The 15,391-nt window shown below is 72.7% G+C and carries 18 protein-coding genes; 1 reads left to right on the forward strand and 17 read right to left on the reverse strand.

Annotated elements, in window-relative coordinates; all coding sequences use genetic code 11:
* Window positions 1-7 precede the first annotated feature (7 nt).
* Complete coding sequence (locus tag ABZW17_RS37415; protein ID WP_354824728.1) at window positions 8-736, forward strand: SDR family oxidoreductase; 729 nt, start codon at window positions 8-10, stop codon at window positions 734-736.
* A gap of 42 nt (window positions 737-778) precedes the next feature.
* On the opposite strand, the gene ABZW17_RS37420 is transcribed toward ABZW17_RS37415, so the two are convergent.
* From ABZW17_RS37420 to ABZW17_RS37500, 17 genes are all read right to left on the reverse strand, one after another.
* The gene (locus ABZW17_RS37420) at window positions 779-1,786 is read right to left on the reverse strand and encodes an MBL fold metallo-hydrolase (RefSeq protein WP_354824731.1); all 1,008 of its coding nucleotides are present in this window, start codon (window positions 1,784-1,786) and stop codon (window positions 779-781) included.
* Window positions 1,783-3,252 (reverse strand): class I adenylate-forming enzyme family protein, encoded by a 1,470-nt coding sequence (locus tag ABZW17_RS37425; protein ID WP_354824734.1) that lies wholly within the window; start codon window positions 3,250-3,252, stop codon window positions 1,783-1,785. The genes ABZW17_RS37420 and ABZW17_RS37425 overlap by 4 nt, the downstream gene beginning before the upstream one ends.
* Window positions 3,249-3,569 carry an EthD family reductase gene (locus ABZW17_RS37430; RefSeq protein WP_354824737.1) on the reverse strand — a complete coding sequence of 107 codons (321 nt, stop codon included), beginning with the start codon at window positions 3,567-3,569 and terminating at the stop codon, window positions 3,249-3,251. The genes ABZW17_RS37425 and ABZW17_RS37430 overlap by 4 nt, the downstream gene beginning before the upstream one ends.
* Complete coding sequence (locus ABZW17_RS37435; protein ID WP_354824740.1) at window positions 3,562-3,939, reverse strand: hypothetical protein; 378 nt, start codon at window positions 3,937-3,939, stop codon at window positions 3,562-3,564. The genes ABZW17_RS37430 and ABZW17_RS37435 overlap by 8 nt, the downstream gene beginning before the upstream one ends.
* The gene (locus ABZW17_RS37440) at window positions 3,932-5,179 is read right to left on the reverse strand and encodes an FAD-binding protein (protein ID WP_354824742.1); all 1,248 of its coding nucleotides are present in this window, start codon (window positions 5,177-5,179) and stop codon (window positions 3,932-3,934) included. The genes ABZW17_RS37435 and ABZW17_RS37440 overlap by 8 nt, the downstream gene beginning before the upstream one ends.
* Window positions 5,176-5,538 carry a nuclear transport factor 2 family protein gene (locus ABZW17_RS37445; RefSeq protein WP_354824745.1) on the reverse strand — a complete coding sequence of 121 codons (363 nt, stop codon included), beginning with the start codon at window positions 5,536-5,538 and terminating at the stop codon, window positions 5,176-5,178. Before ABZW17_RS37445 ends, ABZW17_RS37440 begins: the two co-directional genes overlap by 4 nt.
* 24 nt (window positions 5,539-5,562) lie before the next feature.
* Window positions 5,563-6,750, reverse strand: a complete 1,188-nt coding sequence (locus tag ABZW17_RS37450; protein WP_354824748.1) for an ABC transporter substrate-binding protein — start codon at window positions 6,748-6,750, stop codon at window positions 5,563-5,565.
* 163 nt (window positions 6,751-6,913) lie between these two features.
* Window positions 6,914-7,540 (reverse strand): TetR/AcrR family transcriptional regulator, encoded by a 627-nt coding sequence (locus ABZW17_RS37455; RefSeq protein ID WP_354824861.1) that lies wholly within the window; start codon window positions 7,538-7,540, stop codon window positions 6,914-6,916.
* Window positions 7,541-7,602: 62 nt separating this feature from the next.
* Window positions 7,603-8,370, reverse strand: a complete 768-nt coding sequence (locus ABZW17_RS37460) for an enoyl-CoA hydratase/isomerase family protein (RefSeq protein ID WP_354824751.1) — start codon at window positions 8,368-8,370, stop codon at window positions 7,603-7,605.
* A gap of 16 nt (window positions 8,371-8,386) precedes the next feature.
* On the reverse strand, window positions 8,387-9,103 hold the full coding sequence (locus tag ABZW17_RS37465) for an SDR family oxidoreductase (RefSeq protein WP_354824754.1): 717 nt from the start codon (window positions 9,101-9,103) through the stop codon (window positions 8,387-8,389).
* On the reverse strand, window positions 9,103-9,873 hold the full coding sequence (locus ABZW17_RS37470) for an SDR family oxidoreductase (protein ID WP_354824757.1): 771 nt from the start codon (window positions 9,871-9,873) through the stop codon (window positions 9,103-9,105). The genes ABZW17_RS37465 and ABZW17_RS37470 overlap by 1 nt, the downstream gene beginning before the upstream one ends.
* Entirely contained in the window at window positions 9,870-11,084 is a 1,215-nt protein-coding gene (locus tag ABZW17_RS37475; protein ID WP_354824760.1) for an acyl-CoA dehydrogenase family protein, read from the reverse strand. The genes ABZW17_RS37470 and ABZW17_RS37475 overlap by 4 nt, the downstream gene beginning before the upstream one ends.
* A gap of 2 nt (window positions 11,085-11,086) precedes the next feature.
* On the reverse strand, window positions 11,087-11,980 hold the full coding sequence (locus tag ABZW17_RS37480) for a phosphotransferase family protein (RefSeq protein WP_354824763.1): 894 nt from the start codon (window positions 11,978-11,980) through the stop codon (window positions 11,087-11,089).
* Window positions 11,977-13,161 carry an acyl-CoA dehydrogenase family protein gene (locus tag ABZW17_RS37485; RefSeq protein WP_354824766.1) on the reverse strand — a complete coding sequence of 395 codons (1,185 nt, stop codon included), beginning with the start codon at window positions 13,159-13,161 and terminating at the stop codon, window positions 11,977-11,979. Before ABZW17_RS37485 ends, ABZW17_RS37480 begins: the two co-directional genes overlap by 4 nt.
* Entirely contained in the window at window positions 13,158-14,291 is a 1,134-nt protein-coding gene (locus ABZW17_RS37490) for a thiolase family protein (protein ID WP_354824768.1), read from the reverse strand. The genes ABZW17_RS37485 and ABZW17_RS37490 overlap by 4 nt, the downstream gene beginning before the upstream one ends.
* The gene (locus tag ABZW17_RS37495) at window positions 14,288-14,548 is read right to left on the reverse strand and encodes an OB-fold domain-containing protein (RefSeq protein ID WP_354824771.1); all 261 of its coding nucleotides are present in this window, start codon (window positions 14,546-14,548) and stop codon (window positions 14,288-14,290) included. The genes ABZW17_RS37490 and ABZW17_RS37495 overlap by 4 nt, the downstream gene beginning before the upstream one ends.
* A 3-nt stretch (window positions 14,549-14,551) precedes the next feature.
* Window positions 14,552-15,340: an enoyl-CoA hydratase/isomerase family protein gene (locus ABZW17_RS37500; protein WP_354824773.1), complete on the reverse strand. Its 789-nt coding sequence runs from the start codon at window positions 15,338-15,340 to the stop codon at window positions 14,552-14,554.
* Window positions 15,341-15,391: the final 51 nt, after the last annotated feature.

Here is a 15,391-nt window from a genome sequence, read left to right on the forward strand (position 1 = left end):
AGGATCCATGCGGTTGTCCGGAAAGCTCGCGCTCGTCACCGGCGCGACGGGCGGCATCGGCGAGGCGATCGTGCGCCGGCTGGCCGAAGAGGGCGCGCGGGTCGTCGTCACCGACGTCGACGCCGAGCGGTGCGCGGCCTTGGCCGCCGAGCTACCCGATGCCCTGCCCCTGGCCCTCGACGTGACGTCGGAACCGGCCTGGCAGGAGACCGTCGCCCGGCTGGACCGGCTGACGATCCTGGTGAACAACGCGGGTATCGGCGAACCGGCGACGGTCGAGTCGGAGACCCTGGCGGGCTGGGAGAAGGTCATCGCGGTCAGCCAGCGCGGGGTCTGGCTGGGCATGAAGCACGCGGGCGCGGCGATCGAGCGCGCGGGCGGCGGCTCGATCGTCAACATCGCTTCGATCTTCGGCACCGTCGGCGGGTTCGGGACGCACTTCTCCTACCACGCCGCGAAGGGCGCGGTCCGGCTGATGACCAAGAACGCGGCGGTGCACTGGGGCCGGCGCGGGGTGCGGGTGAACTCGGTCCACCCCGGCTTCATCGAGACGCCGTTGTCCCGCAAGCTGTGGGAGGGCACGCCCCGCCACACGGCGATGGTCGAGGGCACCCCGCTCGGCCGCCTCGGCCGCACCGGCGAGGTCGCGGGCGCGGTGGCGTTCCTGGCGTCGGAGGATGCCGGCTTCGTGACCGGCTCGGAACTGTACGTGGACGGCGGCTGGACCGCCCGCTGACCGGTCGTGAGTGGTAATGCGTGTTCTAACCCGCCTTACCACTCACGAGTACCGGGCCACACCGTCCACTTCGGATACCGTGGCCCGGCCCCGCGCGACCAGGACGTCCAGGTGCGCCACGGTCTCGTTCACCGCCAGCATCCGGTTGAAGTCGTTCAGGTCGTCGAACGCGACCGCCCGCCGCGTCCACGTCAGCGCACCGGCCACCGCGGCACCCGTGCGGGCGCCCGCGCCGAGGGCGTCCTCGGTCTCGGCGAGACGCTTGTCGTGGTGGGCCAGCAGCTCCTCGACGCGTGTGTGCGTGCTCGCCGCGACCGGGCCGTGGGCGGGCAGCAGCCGCGTGTCCGGGAACGCCCTCATCAGGTCGAGCGAGTCCAGGTAGTCGCCCAGCGGCAGGCCCGGCTCGCCCAGCTCGAAGCCGATCGACGGCGTGATGTGCGGCAGCACGTGGTCGCCGGAGAACAGCAGGCCGCGACCGGCGTCCCGGTACACCACGTGCCCGCGCGTGTGGCCCGGCGTCGGCAGCACCTCCAGCGGGTGCCGCAGGGCCACCGTGCCCGCGTCGAGCCAGCGGTCGGGTGGCTCCCAGCCGGACGGGTCGAACTCGCCGTACCCCTCCGCCAGCCGCCCCGCCAGCTCCGGCGCGCCGCCGCGGCGCAGGACGTCCAGCGACGTCACCGGGACATCGGTGCGGAGCGCCAGCACCAGGTCCAGCCCGGGCCGTTCGCCCGCGCCGAGGTGCACCCGCGTCCCGAACCGGCGGCGCAGCTCGACGGCCTGCGTGTAGTGGTCGCGGTGGCTGTGGGTGACGTAGACGTCGGTGAGGTCCTCGAGCCGGTACCCCAGCCCGGCCAGGGCTTCCGACAGCACCGCCAGGGACTCCGGGATCGACCAGCCCGCGTCGATCAGGACCAGCCCGCCGGGATCGGCCAGGAGGTAGACGTTGATCGCGCGCAGGCCGTCGTTCGGCAGCGGCAGCGGGATCCGGTGGACGCCCGGCACGACCGTTTCCGGCCCGCCGGTGGCCCACTTCCCGCGGTCGAGACTCATGACACCCCCGTGTGCAGGCCCTCGGCGAGCTCGCGCGCGCCCGCGCGGTCGAGCTTGCCGACCTTCGTCTGCGGCAGTGCGTCCACCAGGTACACGAACTCCGGCCACTTGGTCTTGGCCAGCCCGGCCTCGCGCAGGTAGCCGGTGACGTCGCCGAGGTCCACGGGGGTGCCGTCGCGGGAGACGGCGAGCAGGGCCGCCCGCTCCCCGAGGACGTCGTCGCGGACCGGCACCACGCACGCCTGCGCCAGCCGCTCGTAGCCGGCGACCGCGCGCTCGATCTCGGTGACGTCGAGGTTGCGGCCGCCGCGGATGATGACGTCCTTCTCCCGGCCCATGATCGTGACCAGCCCGTCCCCGTCGGACACGACGAGGTCGCCGGTCGGGAAGAACCCGTCCGCGGTCAGCTCCGGCGGCTCGACGCGGCCGCCACGGGCGTAGCCGAGGAACAGGGATGGCCCGCGCACCTGGGCGCGGCCGGGCTCGCCGGGGCCGAGGACGGTTCCGCCGGGCGAAACGGCGCGCAGTTCCGTTCCCGGGAACGGCCGTCCGTCGTGGCCGAGCCGGATCTCCGCGGGCTCCGCCGGGAGCGGCGAGGTGTGCCCGAGGCATTCGGACATCCCGAAGACACGCAGGATCTCGGTGCCCAGGGCCGTTTCCGCGCGCTCGAGCGCAACGCGGTCCATCGGCCCGCCGCCCACGGTGATCGACCGGAGGCCCGGCAGGGCGCCCGCGGCCGCCAGCTGCAGCGCCATCGTCGGCACGCACATCGTCCAGCGGGCGCCGGTCTCGGCCAGCCGGGTGACGACCGACGGCGGGTCCCACTTCGCCGTCAGGACCAGCGGGCCGCCGAGCAGCAGGGAGCAGTAGACGCCGAAGCAGAACGCCGCGGTGGACGACAGCGGCACGATCGCCGCGACGGCGTCACCGGGCCGGAGGCGGTTGATCCCGATGGTGCACGAGCAGGCGTAGCGCAGGGCCTGCTCGGACTGGACCACGCCCTTCGCCCGGCCCGTCGAGCCCGACGTCAGGCCGATGAAGACGCCGCCGTTCCACCGCGCCGGGTCGCGCCGGCCCGCGCTGGACAGCGCGGACCAGGTGTCGAGCGCGGGCCGGCTGCCGCCGGGCCGCACCGCGGCGACGTCCCACTCGGCCATCGCGGACGGTTCGGCGACGACGACCTCCGGCCGGATGTCTTCGCACGCGGCGGCGAACTCGGCGCGGGTCGTGTGCCGGTTGACCACGGCGAGGACCCCGCCGGTGAGGCCGATCGCGAGGGCCGCGACGACCGTGCGCCACGAGTTGCCGGCCTGGACGAGCGCGGTGGCGCGCGGGCCGAGCACATCGGCGAGGACCTCGGCCCGGGCCAGCAGCTCACGCGCGGTGTGCTCGCCCTCGTCGTCGATCACGGCGACGAAGTCCCGGAGTTCGGCGCGCTTGCGGAAATCGTCGACGACGTCCTTCATCCGGCGAACATCTCCCGTTCGGTGCCGAGCACGGCGATCCGGCGGCCGCGCATGTCTCCCACCTGGGCGACGGCCTCGGCCCATTCCGGGCTGGCGAGGGCCGTGCGGAGGTCCTCCTCGGTGTCGAAGCCGAGGATCGAGACGCCGTCCCAGCCCTCCGACCGCGGCTCCAGGGCCGCCTCGACCTCGGTGTGCCGCCACGAGCGCAGGCCCGGCAGCCGGTAGGTGAGCTCCGCGTGGTCGGTCCGCCACCAGGTGACGAACCGCTCGTGGGTCCAGTCCGGCGGCCTGGCCGCCAGCAGTACGAGGTTAAACATCGGCACCTCCGGCGAACCGGACGCCGGGCGAGCGGCCGATGATCAGGCGCCGCAGCCGCCCGGACGGGCCGACCTCGCCCGCGGCGACGTAGTTGGCGACGACTTCGCCGCCGCGGCGGACCTCGCCGAGGTAGAACTCGGCACCCCCGGCCGAGCTCACGGCGAGGGGGTGGTGCGTGAGCGTGCCCTTTTCGCGCTGGGCGAGGTAGCCCTCCATCGCCTCGCGGCCGCCCGCGAAGTCGGTCGCCCGGCCGTCGGTGGAGAACAGGATGGAGAACGTGAAGCCGTCGTCGATCAGGTCCAGGATCCGCGACGGCGTGTCGCTGTCCATGATCTCGAACCACTTCGTCAGGAACTGCGCGTCAGACACGCTCGGCCTCCTTGCCGGTTCGGAGGGCCGCCAGCCGCCCGGCCCGGCGGCCGGACACCACGGCGAGGCAGAGACCGCCGCCGTAACCCTCGTTATACACGTCGGACAGGTCGGCGCCGGCCGGGTAGAGGCCGTCGATCGGGGCGCCGGTGGGGTCGATGGCGGTGCCGTCGGGGCCGGCTTCGACGCCGCCGAAGGTGAACGTGATGGCCGGGACGACGTCGGCGTGGAAGACGCGGCCGTCGCCGAGGCGCGCGCGGGCTTCGAGGTCGAGCCGCACCGGGAGGGCGTCGACGTCGTCCGCGACGCCGACGCGGCCGCCGCGGTCGCGGGAGAACGCCCAGCGGTCGAGGCACGGACTGCCGGGCACGAACGGCGCTTCGGCGGCCGCGTGCTGGACGGCTTCGGACCACAACAGCAGGCCGCGGCCGCCGTGCGCCGCGAGCGCCATGGCGTTGTTGTGGTCGCCGCGGGTCTCGTCGGCTATCCGGTGACCGTCCGGGTCGAGCAGGACGCCGTGATCGCTGTGGTAGAGCGCGAAGGCGATGTGGTCGACGGCGCTGAGCGGCTCGGCGCCGTCGGCGAACAGGTGGCCGTAGAAGCCGGTGTTCGCGGTGTTCACCGACGCGCCGAGCCCGGCCGCGAGGGCCGCGCCGGTGCCGCGTGACCAGGGGTTGCCGCGCAGCGGCGGGACGAACCCGCCGCCGACGAGGCCCGCGCGGACGGCCGGGTCGGCTTGGCGCCCGCCGGTCGCGAGCACGACCGATCGGGTGGTGATCCGGCGCGGCCCGGCCGGTGTCGTGACGCCGACGGCGTAACCGCCGCCGTCCCGGGTCAGCTCTTCGGTCCGGGCGTCGGCGACGACCCGGCCGCCGGCCGCGGTGACCGCCCGGGTCAGGTGGGCCAGGAGCACCGGCATGTCGAACTTGTGCCCGCGCCCGGCCAGGGCCCGTTCGACCCCGGTGAGCGGCGGCGCGAACGACGACAGCCAGGCGATCGCGTCGTGGTAGCCGTCGACCACCAGCATGCCGTGGCGCTGGTGCGGGCCGGGGTCCTCGCGGCGCAGGGCGGCCTCGTCCTCGATGGCCCAGACGTACCCGCCGGAGATCGCCGCGGAGCCACCGATCACCGGCGCGCGTTCCACGACCAGGGTGCGCGCGCCGCCGGTGGCCGCCGTGACGGCCGCCGACAGGCCCGCGAGCCCGGCGCCGAGCACGACGACGTCGAAGTCCTCGGTCATCGTGCTCCTCCCGGCCAGTCGATCAGGGCGAACGTCGTGCTGAAGAACGCCTGGTAGCGGGCCAGCAGGCCGTTCGGCGAGATGACGGCGGCCGAGTGGAAGGCACCGACGGGTTCACCCGCTTCGGTGACGACGCCGTAGACCATCTCGGTGTCGCCGTCCGCGCAGTGGCGGAGGACCTCGTGCACCCGGTCCACCGGGTTGCGGCTGCCGATGTAGGCCGCGAAGTCCGCTTTGGACGTTCCCGCGACCTCGCCGGAGGGCAACGCGATCAGGAACCGCAGGTCCGGCTCCATCAGCTCGAGGGCCTTCGCCGGATCCTGGCCGTCCATACAGGACAGATATTCTCGCAACGCCACGGACACTCTCCCTCGAGTGGTGGTTCAGCGGGCGGGCGGGGTGTAGAAGTCCCCTTCGGAGGTCCACTTGCCGTTCTTGACGACGACCCGCTGCACGTCACGCGAGCCCAGGTGGCGGTCCGGGCCGAAGCTCATCAGGGGAGCGACGCCGGGATCGACATCCTTCGCCTGTTCGTAGGCTTTCGCCAGCGCTTCGGACGTCACCGAGCCCTGGACGGTCTGCGCGATCTGGGCGAAGACCTTGGCGCCGGCCCAGCCCCAGAGCGCGATGAAGTCGGCGGGCTGACCGGGTTCGTACTTCGCCATGGCGTCCCGGAACTCCTGCACGGCCGGGTCGGTGTCGTTGGGCGACTTGACCAGCTGCACGGCGCGGGCGCCCTCGGCGGCGGGGCCGGCGAGGGTGAGCGTGGACTGCGCGGCGACCGGTGCGTAGCTGTAGGTCGGGGCGGCGAGCCCCTGCAGCTTGGCTTCCTTCATGAACGCGGCCGCTTCGGGCGAAGCGAGGATCAGGATGACCGCGTCCGGCGCCTTTCCCTTCACCTGGCTGACGACCGGGCTGTAGTCGGTGGACTGGAACTTCACCGGCTGGAGGCTGACGTTCATCGCCGGGTCGGACTTCTTCGCGACGCTTTGGGCGGCTTGGGCGACCTTGACGAAGGCGGCCGGGTCGCTGTGCACGACGACGACGTTCTTGCGGCCGTCCTCGGCCACCCAGCCGCCGAGCGCGGCGGCCTGGTCCTCGTACAGGGTCTGGGTGCCGAAGAGGTTGGCGCGCGGCGGGTTGTACCAGGAGTCGAGGCCGCCGAGCTCGTTGAGGATCGGCACCTTCGACTGCTGGAGCACGAACGGGAACGCGGCTTCGGCCTGCGACGTGCCGTTGGCCGCGACGATGGCGGAGACCTTGTCCTGGCCGATCAGCTCGCGGGCGATCTGGACGGTCTGCTGCGGGTCGAACGCGTTGTCCTTGACGATCCAGTTCACCTTGCGGCCGTTGATGCCACCGCGGTCGTTGGTCATCTTGAAGTAGGCGTCCGCACCGGCGCGCTGCGGGACGCCGGAGGCGCTGACCGCGCCGGAAAGCGGGTACCACGCCCCGATGGTGATTTCCTTGTCGTTCGCTCCGGCCGAGTTCGCGCTCGCACAGGCGGTGGCGGCGAGAATCAAGGTCGCGGCGACGCTGGCAACTTTGACGTGCGTCGAGCGGAGGCGCATGACTGCTCCTAGCAACCTGAGTTCAGTTCAGTTTGACTTTAGCTGCCGGTCCCGGGCCGGACAAGGGACGCGGGCGACTATCCGGATGGGCCGTGGCCGGGTGAGGTTCCGCCTTCGGTCCTTTGTGGATCGGCGCGGGCCGGTCCGCCTGCGGCCGTGGGAGTTACTCGGTGACCATGCGGAGGCAGCAGCCCTCGATGAGGTCCTGCACCTCGGCCAGCGGCGTCGACCCCGTCGGGCGGTACCACCGCCAGACGCTGATGATCAGGCCCAGCAGGGCCAGCGCCAGGGTGTGCGCGTCGCGCACCGGGAACGCGCCCTGGGACATCCCCTGGGTGAGCAGGCGGGTCCAGTCCCGCTCGATGCTCTGCACCAGCTCGCGCGCCGCGCGGCGCTCGGTCTCCTCGCGCTGCGACGCCCGGGGCCCGGCCAGCAGCACCATGTTGTTCTGCAGGATGCGCATCTGGAGGATCTCGGCCTCGGACACCGCGAACGCCGCGCGCACCGCGGCCCGCAGGGCCGCCACCGGGTCGGTCTCGCCCTCGGTGGCCTCGACGAACTGGTCGCGCGAGCGCTGCAGTTCCAGCCGCATGATGGTGAGCAGGCAGTGCGCCTTGGACTCGAAGTAGTGGTAGAGCGCGGTCTGCCCGATCCCGACGCGGCCGGCCACGGCCGACCACTTGGTGGCCTCGTAGCCCGCCTCGCCGAAGTACTCGATCGCCGCGGCCAGGATGGCCCCGCGCTTGGACCGGGGTCCTTCGTCCGGTGCCACGAGCTTCGCCCCCGCCATCGCCTGCCCTCTCGTGCGCGTCACGTTGCGACCCCCGAGCGTAGTCCTCACCTGAATTCATGTCACAACCGCCGCGCGAGGAAGGCCGCGACCCCGTCCCGGCCGGACGGCGAGACCGCCGCCTCGGCGAGGGCCCGGGCCTCGGCGTCGAGCTGCCGGGCGAACGACTCCGTCCGGCCGGCGCGGACCAGCCGTTTCGTCACCGCGAAGGCCGGGCCGGCCAGCCGCTCGGCCAGCAGGGCCGCGGCCTGGTCCGGATCGGCGGCGACGCTCGTGACCAGCCCGGCGGCGTGGGCTTCGGGCGCGGTCAGGCGGCGGTTCGTCAGCAGCAGGTCGAGGGCCAGCCGCGGGCCGACCAGCCGGGGCAGCGACCACGAGACGCCCGCGTCGGGGGTGTAGCCGATCCCGGTGTAGGCCGCCGTGAAGGTGGCATCCTCCGCCGCGACGACGAGATCGGCGACGCCGAGCAGCCCGAGCCCGGCCCCGGCAACGGCGCCCCGCACGGCGGCGACCAGCGGGGCGTCGAGGCCGGCGAAGATCCTCAGTGCCTCGTGCAGGGCGCCGGTGACCCGGTCCAGGTGGGCCCGGAGGTCGGCGGCCGAGGCGAATTCCCGCAGGTCACCGCCGACGCAGAACGCCGGGCCCGCCGCGGTGAGCAGCACGGCCCCGGCCGTCCGGCACTGCCGAGCCGCCCGGAGGAGCCCCTCGGCCGTGGCCAGGTCGAGAGGATTGCCCCGGCCGCGGGTCAGCCGCACGTGAGCAACACCGCTCTCGACGGCCACCGACACGCGCGTCGCATCGCTCGGCAGGCCATCCGCTGCACCACTCATGACCACCACCGGCCCCTCATCGCGCGGTCCAGCCGCCGTCGACCACCATGACCTGGCCGGTGTAGTACGCCGAAGCGTCCGAGGCCAGGAACAGCAACGCGCCGTCGAGCTCGCCCGGCTCCCCGCCCCGGCCCAGCATCGTGTTGCGCTCCACCCAGCGGCGGGACCGCTCGTCGGCGAACAGGCCGTCGGTCATCTCCGAGCGGAACCAGCCCGGCGCGAGCGCGTTGACCCGGATCCCGGCGCTCCCCCACTGGCCGGCCAGTTCCCGGGTCAGCCCGATCAGCCCCGCCTTCGAGGCCGCATAGCTCGCCCCGCCCAGCGGGGCCGCCGACACCAGCCCCAGGATCGACGCGACGTTGACGATGCTGCCGCCGCCCGAGCTCTCGGCCATCAGCCTCGACAGGTGGAACGGCGCGACGAGGTTCACCGCCAGGACCTCCGCGAAGTCCGCGGCGCTCTCCTTTGCGGCCTGCCGCTCCCCCGGCACCCCGGCGTTGTTGACCAGGATGTCGACCCGGCCCGCCGTCTCGACCAGCCGCTCCCGATCTCCCGCGACCGAAACGTCGCAGGTCACCGCGTGGATGTCCGGGCCGAGCGCGGCCAGCCGATCGGCCCGGCGCGCGGCGGCGAACACCGTCGCCCCCGCCGAGGCCAGCACCGTCGCGAACCGCGCGCCCAGGCCCGAAGACGCCCCGGTGACCACGGCCGTCTTGCCGGCCAGGGAGAACATCACGCGTCCACGGCGATCGGGAGGGCGGTCGCGCCGCCGTCGAGGACCAGGGCCTGCCCGGTCATCCACGACGACGCCTCGCTCGCCAGGAACAGCGCCGCGTTGGCGACGTCCTCGGTGGTCCCGAGCCGGCGCAGCGGCAGCTTGGCGGTGAGCACGGGCTCGCGTGCCTCCCACACCGCCCGCGCCAGCTCGGTCTTGATCACCCCCGGCGCGATCGCGTTGACCCGGACCTTCGGGCCGAGCTCGTAGGCCAGCTGCCGGGTCATCAGCAGCATCGCCGCCTTGGTGGCGTTGTAGTAGCCGATCCGCGGGTCGACGATCAGCCCGCCGACCGACGCGATGTTGACGATCGTGCCACCGTGCTCGCTCATCCAGGCGTGCCAGGCCGCGCGGCTCCACGCGATCATGCCGTACTGGTTGACCCGCACGGTCTTCTCCGCCCGCGGCAGGTCCAGCTCCAGCAGATCACCCATGTACGGGTTGGTGGCCGCATTGTTCACCAGGATGTCGACGCGTCCGAAGTGGACCATCGTGTCGGCGACGCAGCGCTGGGCCTGCTCGGGCTCGCCGGCGTTGGCGACGACGTCGAGGACGTCACCGGTGCCTTCGCCGCGCAGGAGCTCGGCCCGGGCGTCCCGGAGCCCTTCCGCCTTGCGGGCCGAGATGACGACGTGGGCGCCCGCCGCGCGGAAGGCACGCGCGATGCCGAAGCCGATCCCCCGGGAACCACCGGTGATCACCGCGACCTGTCCGTCGAGCACCGTCATGACGCTGTCTCCTGGTACCGGGCCAGCTCCTGCCGGGCGACCGTGCGCAGGTGGACCTCGTCGGGCCCGTCGGCGATCTTCAGCGCGCGAGTGATCGAGAACAGCCGGGCCAGCACGGTGTCGTCGCTGACCCCCGCCGCGCCGTGGGCCTGCACCGCACGGTCGACGACGCGGTGGGCGACGTCGAGCGCGGCCACCTTGATCGCGGCGACCTCCATCCGGGCGGCCGCGTTGCCGACGGTGTCCATCAGCCACGCCGACTTGAGCACCAGCAGCCGCAGCTGCTCGATCTCGATGCGGCTGCGCGCGATCCACTCGCGCACGACGCCCTGGTCGGCGAGCGGCCCGCCGAACGCCACGCGGGACAGCGTCCGCTCGCACATCAGCTGCAGCGCGCGTTCGGCGAACCCGACCGCGCGCATCGCGTAGTGCATCCGGCCCGGGCCGAGCCGGCCCTGGGCGAGCGCGAACCCTTCGCCCGCACTGCCGAGGAGGTTCGACGCGGGCACCCGGACGTTCTCGAACAGCACCTCACCGTGGCCGAGCCGGTCGGTGTAGCCGAACATCGGCAGGTCGCGCAGCACGGTGACACCGGGGGTGTCCCGCGGGATCAGGATCATGCTCTGCCGCCGGTAGGTCGGTGCGGCCGGATCGCTGACGCCCATCAGGATGATGAGCGCGCAGTCGGGGTCGAGAATGCCGGAGGTGTACCACTTGCGGCCGTCGACGACGTAGTGGCCGCCGTCGCGGGTGATGCGGGTGCGGATGTTGCGCGCATCGGAGCCGGCGACGTCGGGCTCGGTCATCGCGAAGCACGATCGGATCCGGGCTTCCAGCAGCGGTGTCAGCCACTGTTCCTGCTGTTCGGCGGTGCCGAAGAGGGCCAGCAGCTCCATGTTGCCGGTGTCCGGGGCGGAGCAGTTGAAGACCTCGTTGCCGATGATCGAGCGGCCCATCAGCTCGGCCAGCGGCGCGTATTCGAGGTTCGTCAGCCCGGCGCCCCGGCCGCCGTGGGCGAGGAACAGGTTCCACAGCCCTTCGGCACGCGCTTTTTCCTTGAGCTCCACCATGACCGGCGGCAACGCGTGCGGATCGGCGGCCTCGGCGAGCTGCCGGTCGTACACCGGCTCGGCGGGCAGGACGTGGGTGTCCATGAAGGACCTCAGGCGGTCCTGCAGTTCGGTGGCGCGGGCGGAAAACGCGAAGTCCATGCTCAGCTCCTCAGAATGTCCACGGCGGACCGGATCATCGCGGCGATGGTCGGGGGCAGCCGCTCCTGGTCCGGGTCGTGGTGCTTGCCCTCGCGGTGGCGACGCAGGTTGTGGCCCATGATCGCGGCCATCTTCATCCGGCCCAGCGCCCGGAACCACGCCATCTCCGGCACCGCGCGGCCGTAGCCGTCCAGCAGTTCCGCCTCGGTCGGCAGGCCGGGCACCGGCGTGCCCAGGGCCGGGAAGTTGCGGTGGTCGGCGAAGAGCAGGAACCAGCCCAGGTCGGTGCGAGGATCGCCGGTGCCCCAGATCTCCCAGTCGACGACGGCGGTGGCGCGGAGCCCGTCGAACAGGACGTTCCCGAGCCGGAAGTCGCCGTGCACGAGCACCGGCGGGAGGTCGTCCGGGACGTCTTCGGCGAGCAGCCGCAGCAGGTCCTGCGCGCCCGGCCGCAGCTCGGCCGGGACCGCGTGCATCGTCCGGCTCCAGCGCTCCAGCTCGCCGGCGGCCGTGGCGGCGGGTTCGCCGGGCACCGGCCCGGCGTCGTGCAGCAGCCGCAGGAGCCGGGCGGCCTCGAGCATCCGCGTGCGGCACAGGTCCGGGGACAGTGCGTGCTCGTCGAGGACCGGCTCGATCGCCTCGCCGTCGGCGAACTCCATGGCGAACCACGTCGAATCCGTCGTGACCACGCGCGGCACCGGCACGGCCGAACCTTCGAGGGCGCGCAGGACCCGCGCCTGCCGGAGGACGTCGTTGCGGCCCACCGGCCGCTGCCCCGGCGGCACGGCCTTGACGACGTACTTGCCCGCGACCGTGTAGGTGAGCCCGGAATGCCCGCCCGGCAGGACTTCCGGCTCGCCGCCGAGGCGTTCCCGGACCTGCTCGGCGAGGGTCATCGCGACGACTCCTTCGGCAGGCCGAGCACGCGCTCGGCGAGGATGGTCCGCTGGATCTCGTCGGAGCCACCGGCGATGCTGTAGCCGGGGGCGCCGAGCAGGTGCTCGGTCCAGGCGAAGGTGCCCCACTCCCCGGTGTCCGCCACCAGCCGCGGCCCGAGCAGCTGGACGACCAGATCGCTGGTCCGCCGCATCGTCTCCGTCGCGTAGAGCTTCCCGACCGACGCCTCCGCGCCGGGCTCCCGCCCCGCCGCGAGGGCCGCGGTGACGCGCAGGCCGATGAGCCGCTGGACGAGCGTGCGCACGTACAGCTGCGCCGCCTGCTGCCGCTCGACGTCGGACAGCACACTGTGCCGGGCCAGCTCGATCGCGCGGTCGGCGTTGTCCAGGCCCAGCGATCCGGAGTCGAGGCGTTCGGCGGCCAGCACGCTGAGCGTGACCTGCCAGCCCCGGCCGACCGGGCCGAGCCGGTCGGTGTCGGGCACGACCACGCCGTCGAGGTAGACCTCGTTGAAGCTCGCCCCGCCGGTCATCTGCCGGATCGGGCGCACGGTGACGCCCGGGGCGTCCATCCGGACCAGGAACACGGTGATCCCGGCGTGCTTGGGCGCGTCCCGATCGGTGCGGCACACCGCGACGCCCCAGGTCGCGACCCGGGCCCCGGAGGTCCACACCTTGTGTCCGCGCAACGTCCAGTGATCGCCGTCGCGGACCGCTTCGGTGCGGACGGCCGCGAGGTCGGACCCCGCTTCGGTTTCCGAAAACAGCTGGCAGGCCAGCTCGTCGGTGCGCAGCATCGGCCGCAGCCAGCGCTGCTTCTGCTCGTGGGTGCCCCAGATTTCGATCGCGGGAGCGACCAGGTGCTGGGTGACGGGGAAGATCTCGCTGCGGCGCGGGACGTCGAACGCGGCTTCCTCGGTCCGGTAGAGCTGCTCGTAGAACGCGGGCAGCCCCCGGCCGCCGGACTCCGGCGCGCGGCCGAGCGCGCCCCAGCCCGCGTCGAACCGCGTGCGTTCCCATTCCCGGCCGCGCTCGGTGTGCTCGCGTTCCTGTTCTTCGGTCCAGGTGTCGAACACCGCCACCGAGTCGTCGCCGGACCCCCAGGCCGCCGAGGTCCGAAGCGCAGCCACCGTGCTCAGCCAGGCGCGCGCGGCGGCGCGGAACTCCGCCGGGCCGGTCATCGGGCCAGCACCGTGCACGCGCTGACCCCCGGCGCGCCGTAGACGTGGGTGAACCCGATCCGCGGCTCCCCCGGCACCTGCCGCGCACCGGCCCGGCCGCGCAGCTGCTGGACGACCTCGTAGACCTGCCGCAGCCCGGACGCGCCGATCGGCTCGCCGTTGGCGATGCAGCCGCCGTCGGTGTTGACCGGCAGCGTCCCGCCGATCTCCGTGGCCCCGGAAGCGATCAGCTTCTCCTGCTCGCCGTCCTCGCAGAAACCGCACTCGGCCAGGTGCATCACCTCGGCGCCGCTCTCCGTGTCCTGCAGCTGGGCGACGTCCACATCGGACGGTCCGAGGCCGGCCGCTTCGAACGCCGCCACGGCCGCGTCCCGGCTGACGCTGGTCGGCTCGCCCGCTTCCAGGACCGGGCTGAACACCTCGAACGAGCCACGGCGGCGGGTCCGCACGACGGCCGAGCGCAGCGTGACGGCGTCGCGGGTGGGGACCGAGGGAGAGCACAGGACCAGTGCCGCCGCACCCTCCCCCGGAGAACAGAACATGAACCGGGTCAGCGGGTCGTTGACCAGGCCCGAAGCGAGGATCTCGGCCGCGCTGACTTCCTTCCGGCGCCAGGCTTCCGGCGTCCGGCTGCCGTTGCGGTAGGCCTTTTCCGCGACCAGCGCCAGGGTCCGGGGCGTGATGCCGAAATCGTGGGCGTACCGCTGGATCTTCATGCCGAAGAACTGCGTGGTCACCATCAGGCCGTCACGCCCGTAGGCGTCGTCCAGGCCCCAGTCCGCCGGACGCGGGTCGAACGCGCCCCGCGGGTGCTTGTCGAACCCGACGGCCAGGACGACGTCGGCCATCCCGCCGCGGATCGCGTTGACCGCGGAGACGAGTGCGCTGCCGCCGGTGGCGCAGCCGTTCTTGACGTTGACGAACGGAACGCCGGTCAGCCCGAGGTCGGCGACCAGGGTGTCGGCGAGGCCGGCGGCATCACTGCCACCGAAGGCGGCTCCGACGCGGGACCACGGGAGCCCGGCGTCGGCCAGCGCCGCCGTCACCGCCGCGACGGCGTGCTCACGGCCGGACTTTTCGGACCGGCCGAACGGTGTCCGGGCGGCCCCGCAGATCAGGACGTCGGTCACGAATCCTCCTCGGCCGGCCGGGCGTGCGGGACTCCGCCGGTCGCTTCCACGCGCAGGCGCATTCCGATGTGGACGGTCCCGGGTACGTCGAGCACGGCGGCCACCCGCGGGCCGCCGTCGAGCTCGACGTACCCGAGGGCGAACGGCCGGAAGCCGTCCGCCGGCGGGACGAACGGGGGCGACTTCGGTGCGAATCGCTGGACCGTCCACGTCCACAACGTGCCCTCGGCGGGCAGGGTCACCCCCGTCGGAACCATCGCTCAGCGCCCCGTCCACTTGGGTTCGCGCTTCTCCAGGAACGCCGCGACACCCTCGGCCGCGTCGTCGGAGTTCAGCGTCACCCCCACCGCGAGGTGCTCCATGACCATCAGCGACTGCGTGTCGGCGTCGAGGCTGCGGTCGATGGTCATCTTGGTGATGCGCATCTGGAACGGGCTCTTGTCGGTGAGGTGGCCGATGAACTCCTCGACCGTCTCGTCCAGCTTCTCCGCCGGCACGGACTTGTTGATCAGGTCGAAGTCGGCCGCCTCGGCGCCGGAGAGCAGCTTGCCGGTGAGCATCAGCTCCTTGGTCTTGCGGATGCCGATCATCCGCGGCACCCGGTAGATCGGGCCCGCCCCGCCGAACAGGCCGCGGCGCATGTGGAAGTCGCCGATCTTGGCGTCGTCCGAAGCGATCGCGAAATCGCAGGAAATCATCAGCTCGAACCCGCCGGCGGTGACGTGGCCCTCGAGCACGGCGACCGACGGCGTGTTCATCGAGTACAGGCGGTCGCAGATCTTCGCGGAGATGACGGCCACCTCCATCGCCGTCGAGCTGCCGATGTACTCGGCCTGCAGGCTGTCGAGGTCGAAGCCGGAGCAGAACGTGCCACCGCGGCCGCGCAGGACCAGCACCCGCAGGTCCGGGTCCTTGTCGACCTCGGTGATGATCTCGTCGAGCCGCTCCAGGATCGGCACGGTGACGCAGTTCTTCTTCCACGGGCGGTTCAGCCAGACCCGCGCCACGTTGCCGTCGCGCTCGAACTGGATCTCGTCTTCCACGGCCATCTCGTTCTCCTAACTGAACTGACTTCAGTTTGATTGAATAGGTCGGGCGGG

This window comes from Amycolatopsis sp. NPDC004625, from assembly GCF_040609695.1.
GTDB lineage: Bacteria > Actinomycetota > Actinomycetes > Mycobacteriales > Pseudonocardiaceae > Amycolatopsis.

Coding starts and splice junctions, on each gene's coding strand:
- ABZW17_RS37415 (WP_354824728.1), top strand. CDS start 8: ATGCGGTTGTCCGGAAAGCTCGCGCTCGTCACCGGCGCGACGGGCGGC.
- ABZW17_RS37420 (WP_354824731.1), bottom strand. CDS start 1,786: ATGAGTCTCGACCGCGGGAAGTGGGCCACCGGCGGGCCGGAAACGGTC.
- ABZW17_RS37425 (WP_354824734.1), bottom strand. CDS start 3,252: ATGAAGGACGTCGTCGACGATTTCCGCAAGCGCGCCGAACTCCGGGAC.
- ABZW17_RS37430 (WP_354824737.1), bottom strand. CDS start 3,569: ATGTTTAACCTCGTACTGCTGGCGGCCAGGCCGCCGGACTGGACCCAC.
- ABZW17_RS37440 (WP_354824742.1), bottom strand. CDS start 5,179: ATGACCGAGGACTTCGACGTCGTCGTGCTCGGCGCCGGGCTCGCGGGC.
- ABZW17_RS37450 (WP_354824748.1), bottom strand. CDS start 6,750: ATGCGCCTCCGCTCGACGCACGTCAAAGTTGCCAGCGTCGCCGCGACC.
- ABZW17_RS37455 (WP_354824861.1), bottom strand. CDS start 7,540: ATGGCGGGGGCGAAGCTCGTGGCACCGGACGAAGGACCCCGGTCCAAG.
- ABZW17_RS37460 (WP_354824751.1), bottom strand. CDS start 8,370: ATGAGTGGTGCAGCGGATGGCCTGCCGAGCGATGCGACGCGCGTGTCG.
- ABZW17_RS37465 (WP_354824754.1), bottom strand. CDS start 9,103: ATGTTCTCCCTGGCCGGCAAGACGGCCGTGGTCACCGGGGCGTCTTCG.
- ABZW17_RS37470 (WP_354824757.1), bottom strand. CDS start 9,873: ATGACGGTGCTCGACGGACAGGTCGCGGTGATCACCGGTGGTTCCCGG.
- ABZW17_RS37475 (WP_354824760.1), bottom strand. CDS start 11,084: ATGGACTTCGCGTTTTCCGCCCGCGCCACCGAACTGCAGGACCGCCTG.
- ABZW17_RS37480 (WP_354824763.1), bottom strand. CDS start 11,980: ATGACCCTCGCCGAGCAGGTCCGGGAACGCCTCGGCGGCGAGCCGGAA.
- ABZW17_RS37485 (WP_354824766.1), bottom strand. CDS start 13,161: ATGACCGGCCCGGCGGAGTTCCGCGCCGCCGCGCGCGCCTGGCTGAGC.
- ABZW17_RS37495 (WP_354824771.1), bottom strand. CDS start 14,548: ATGGTTCCGACGGGGGTGACCCTGCCCGCCGAGGGCACGTTGTGGACG.
- ABZW17_RS37500 (WP_354824773.1), bottom strand. CDS start 15,340: ATGGCCGTGGAAGACGAGATCCAGTTCGAGCGCGACGGCAACGTGGCG.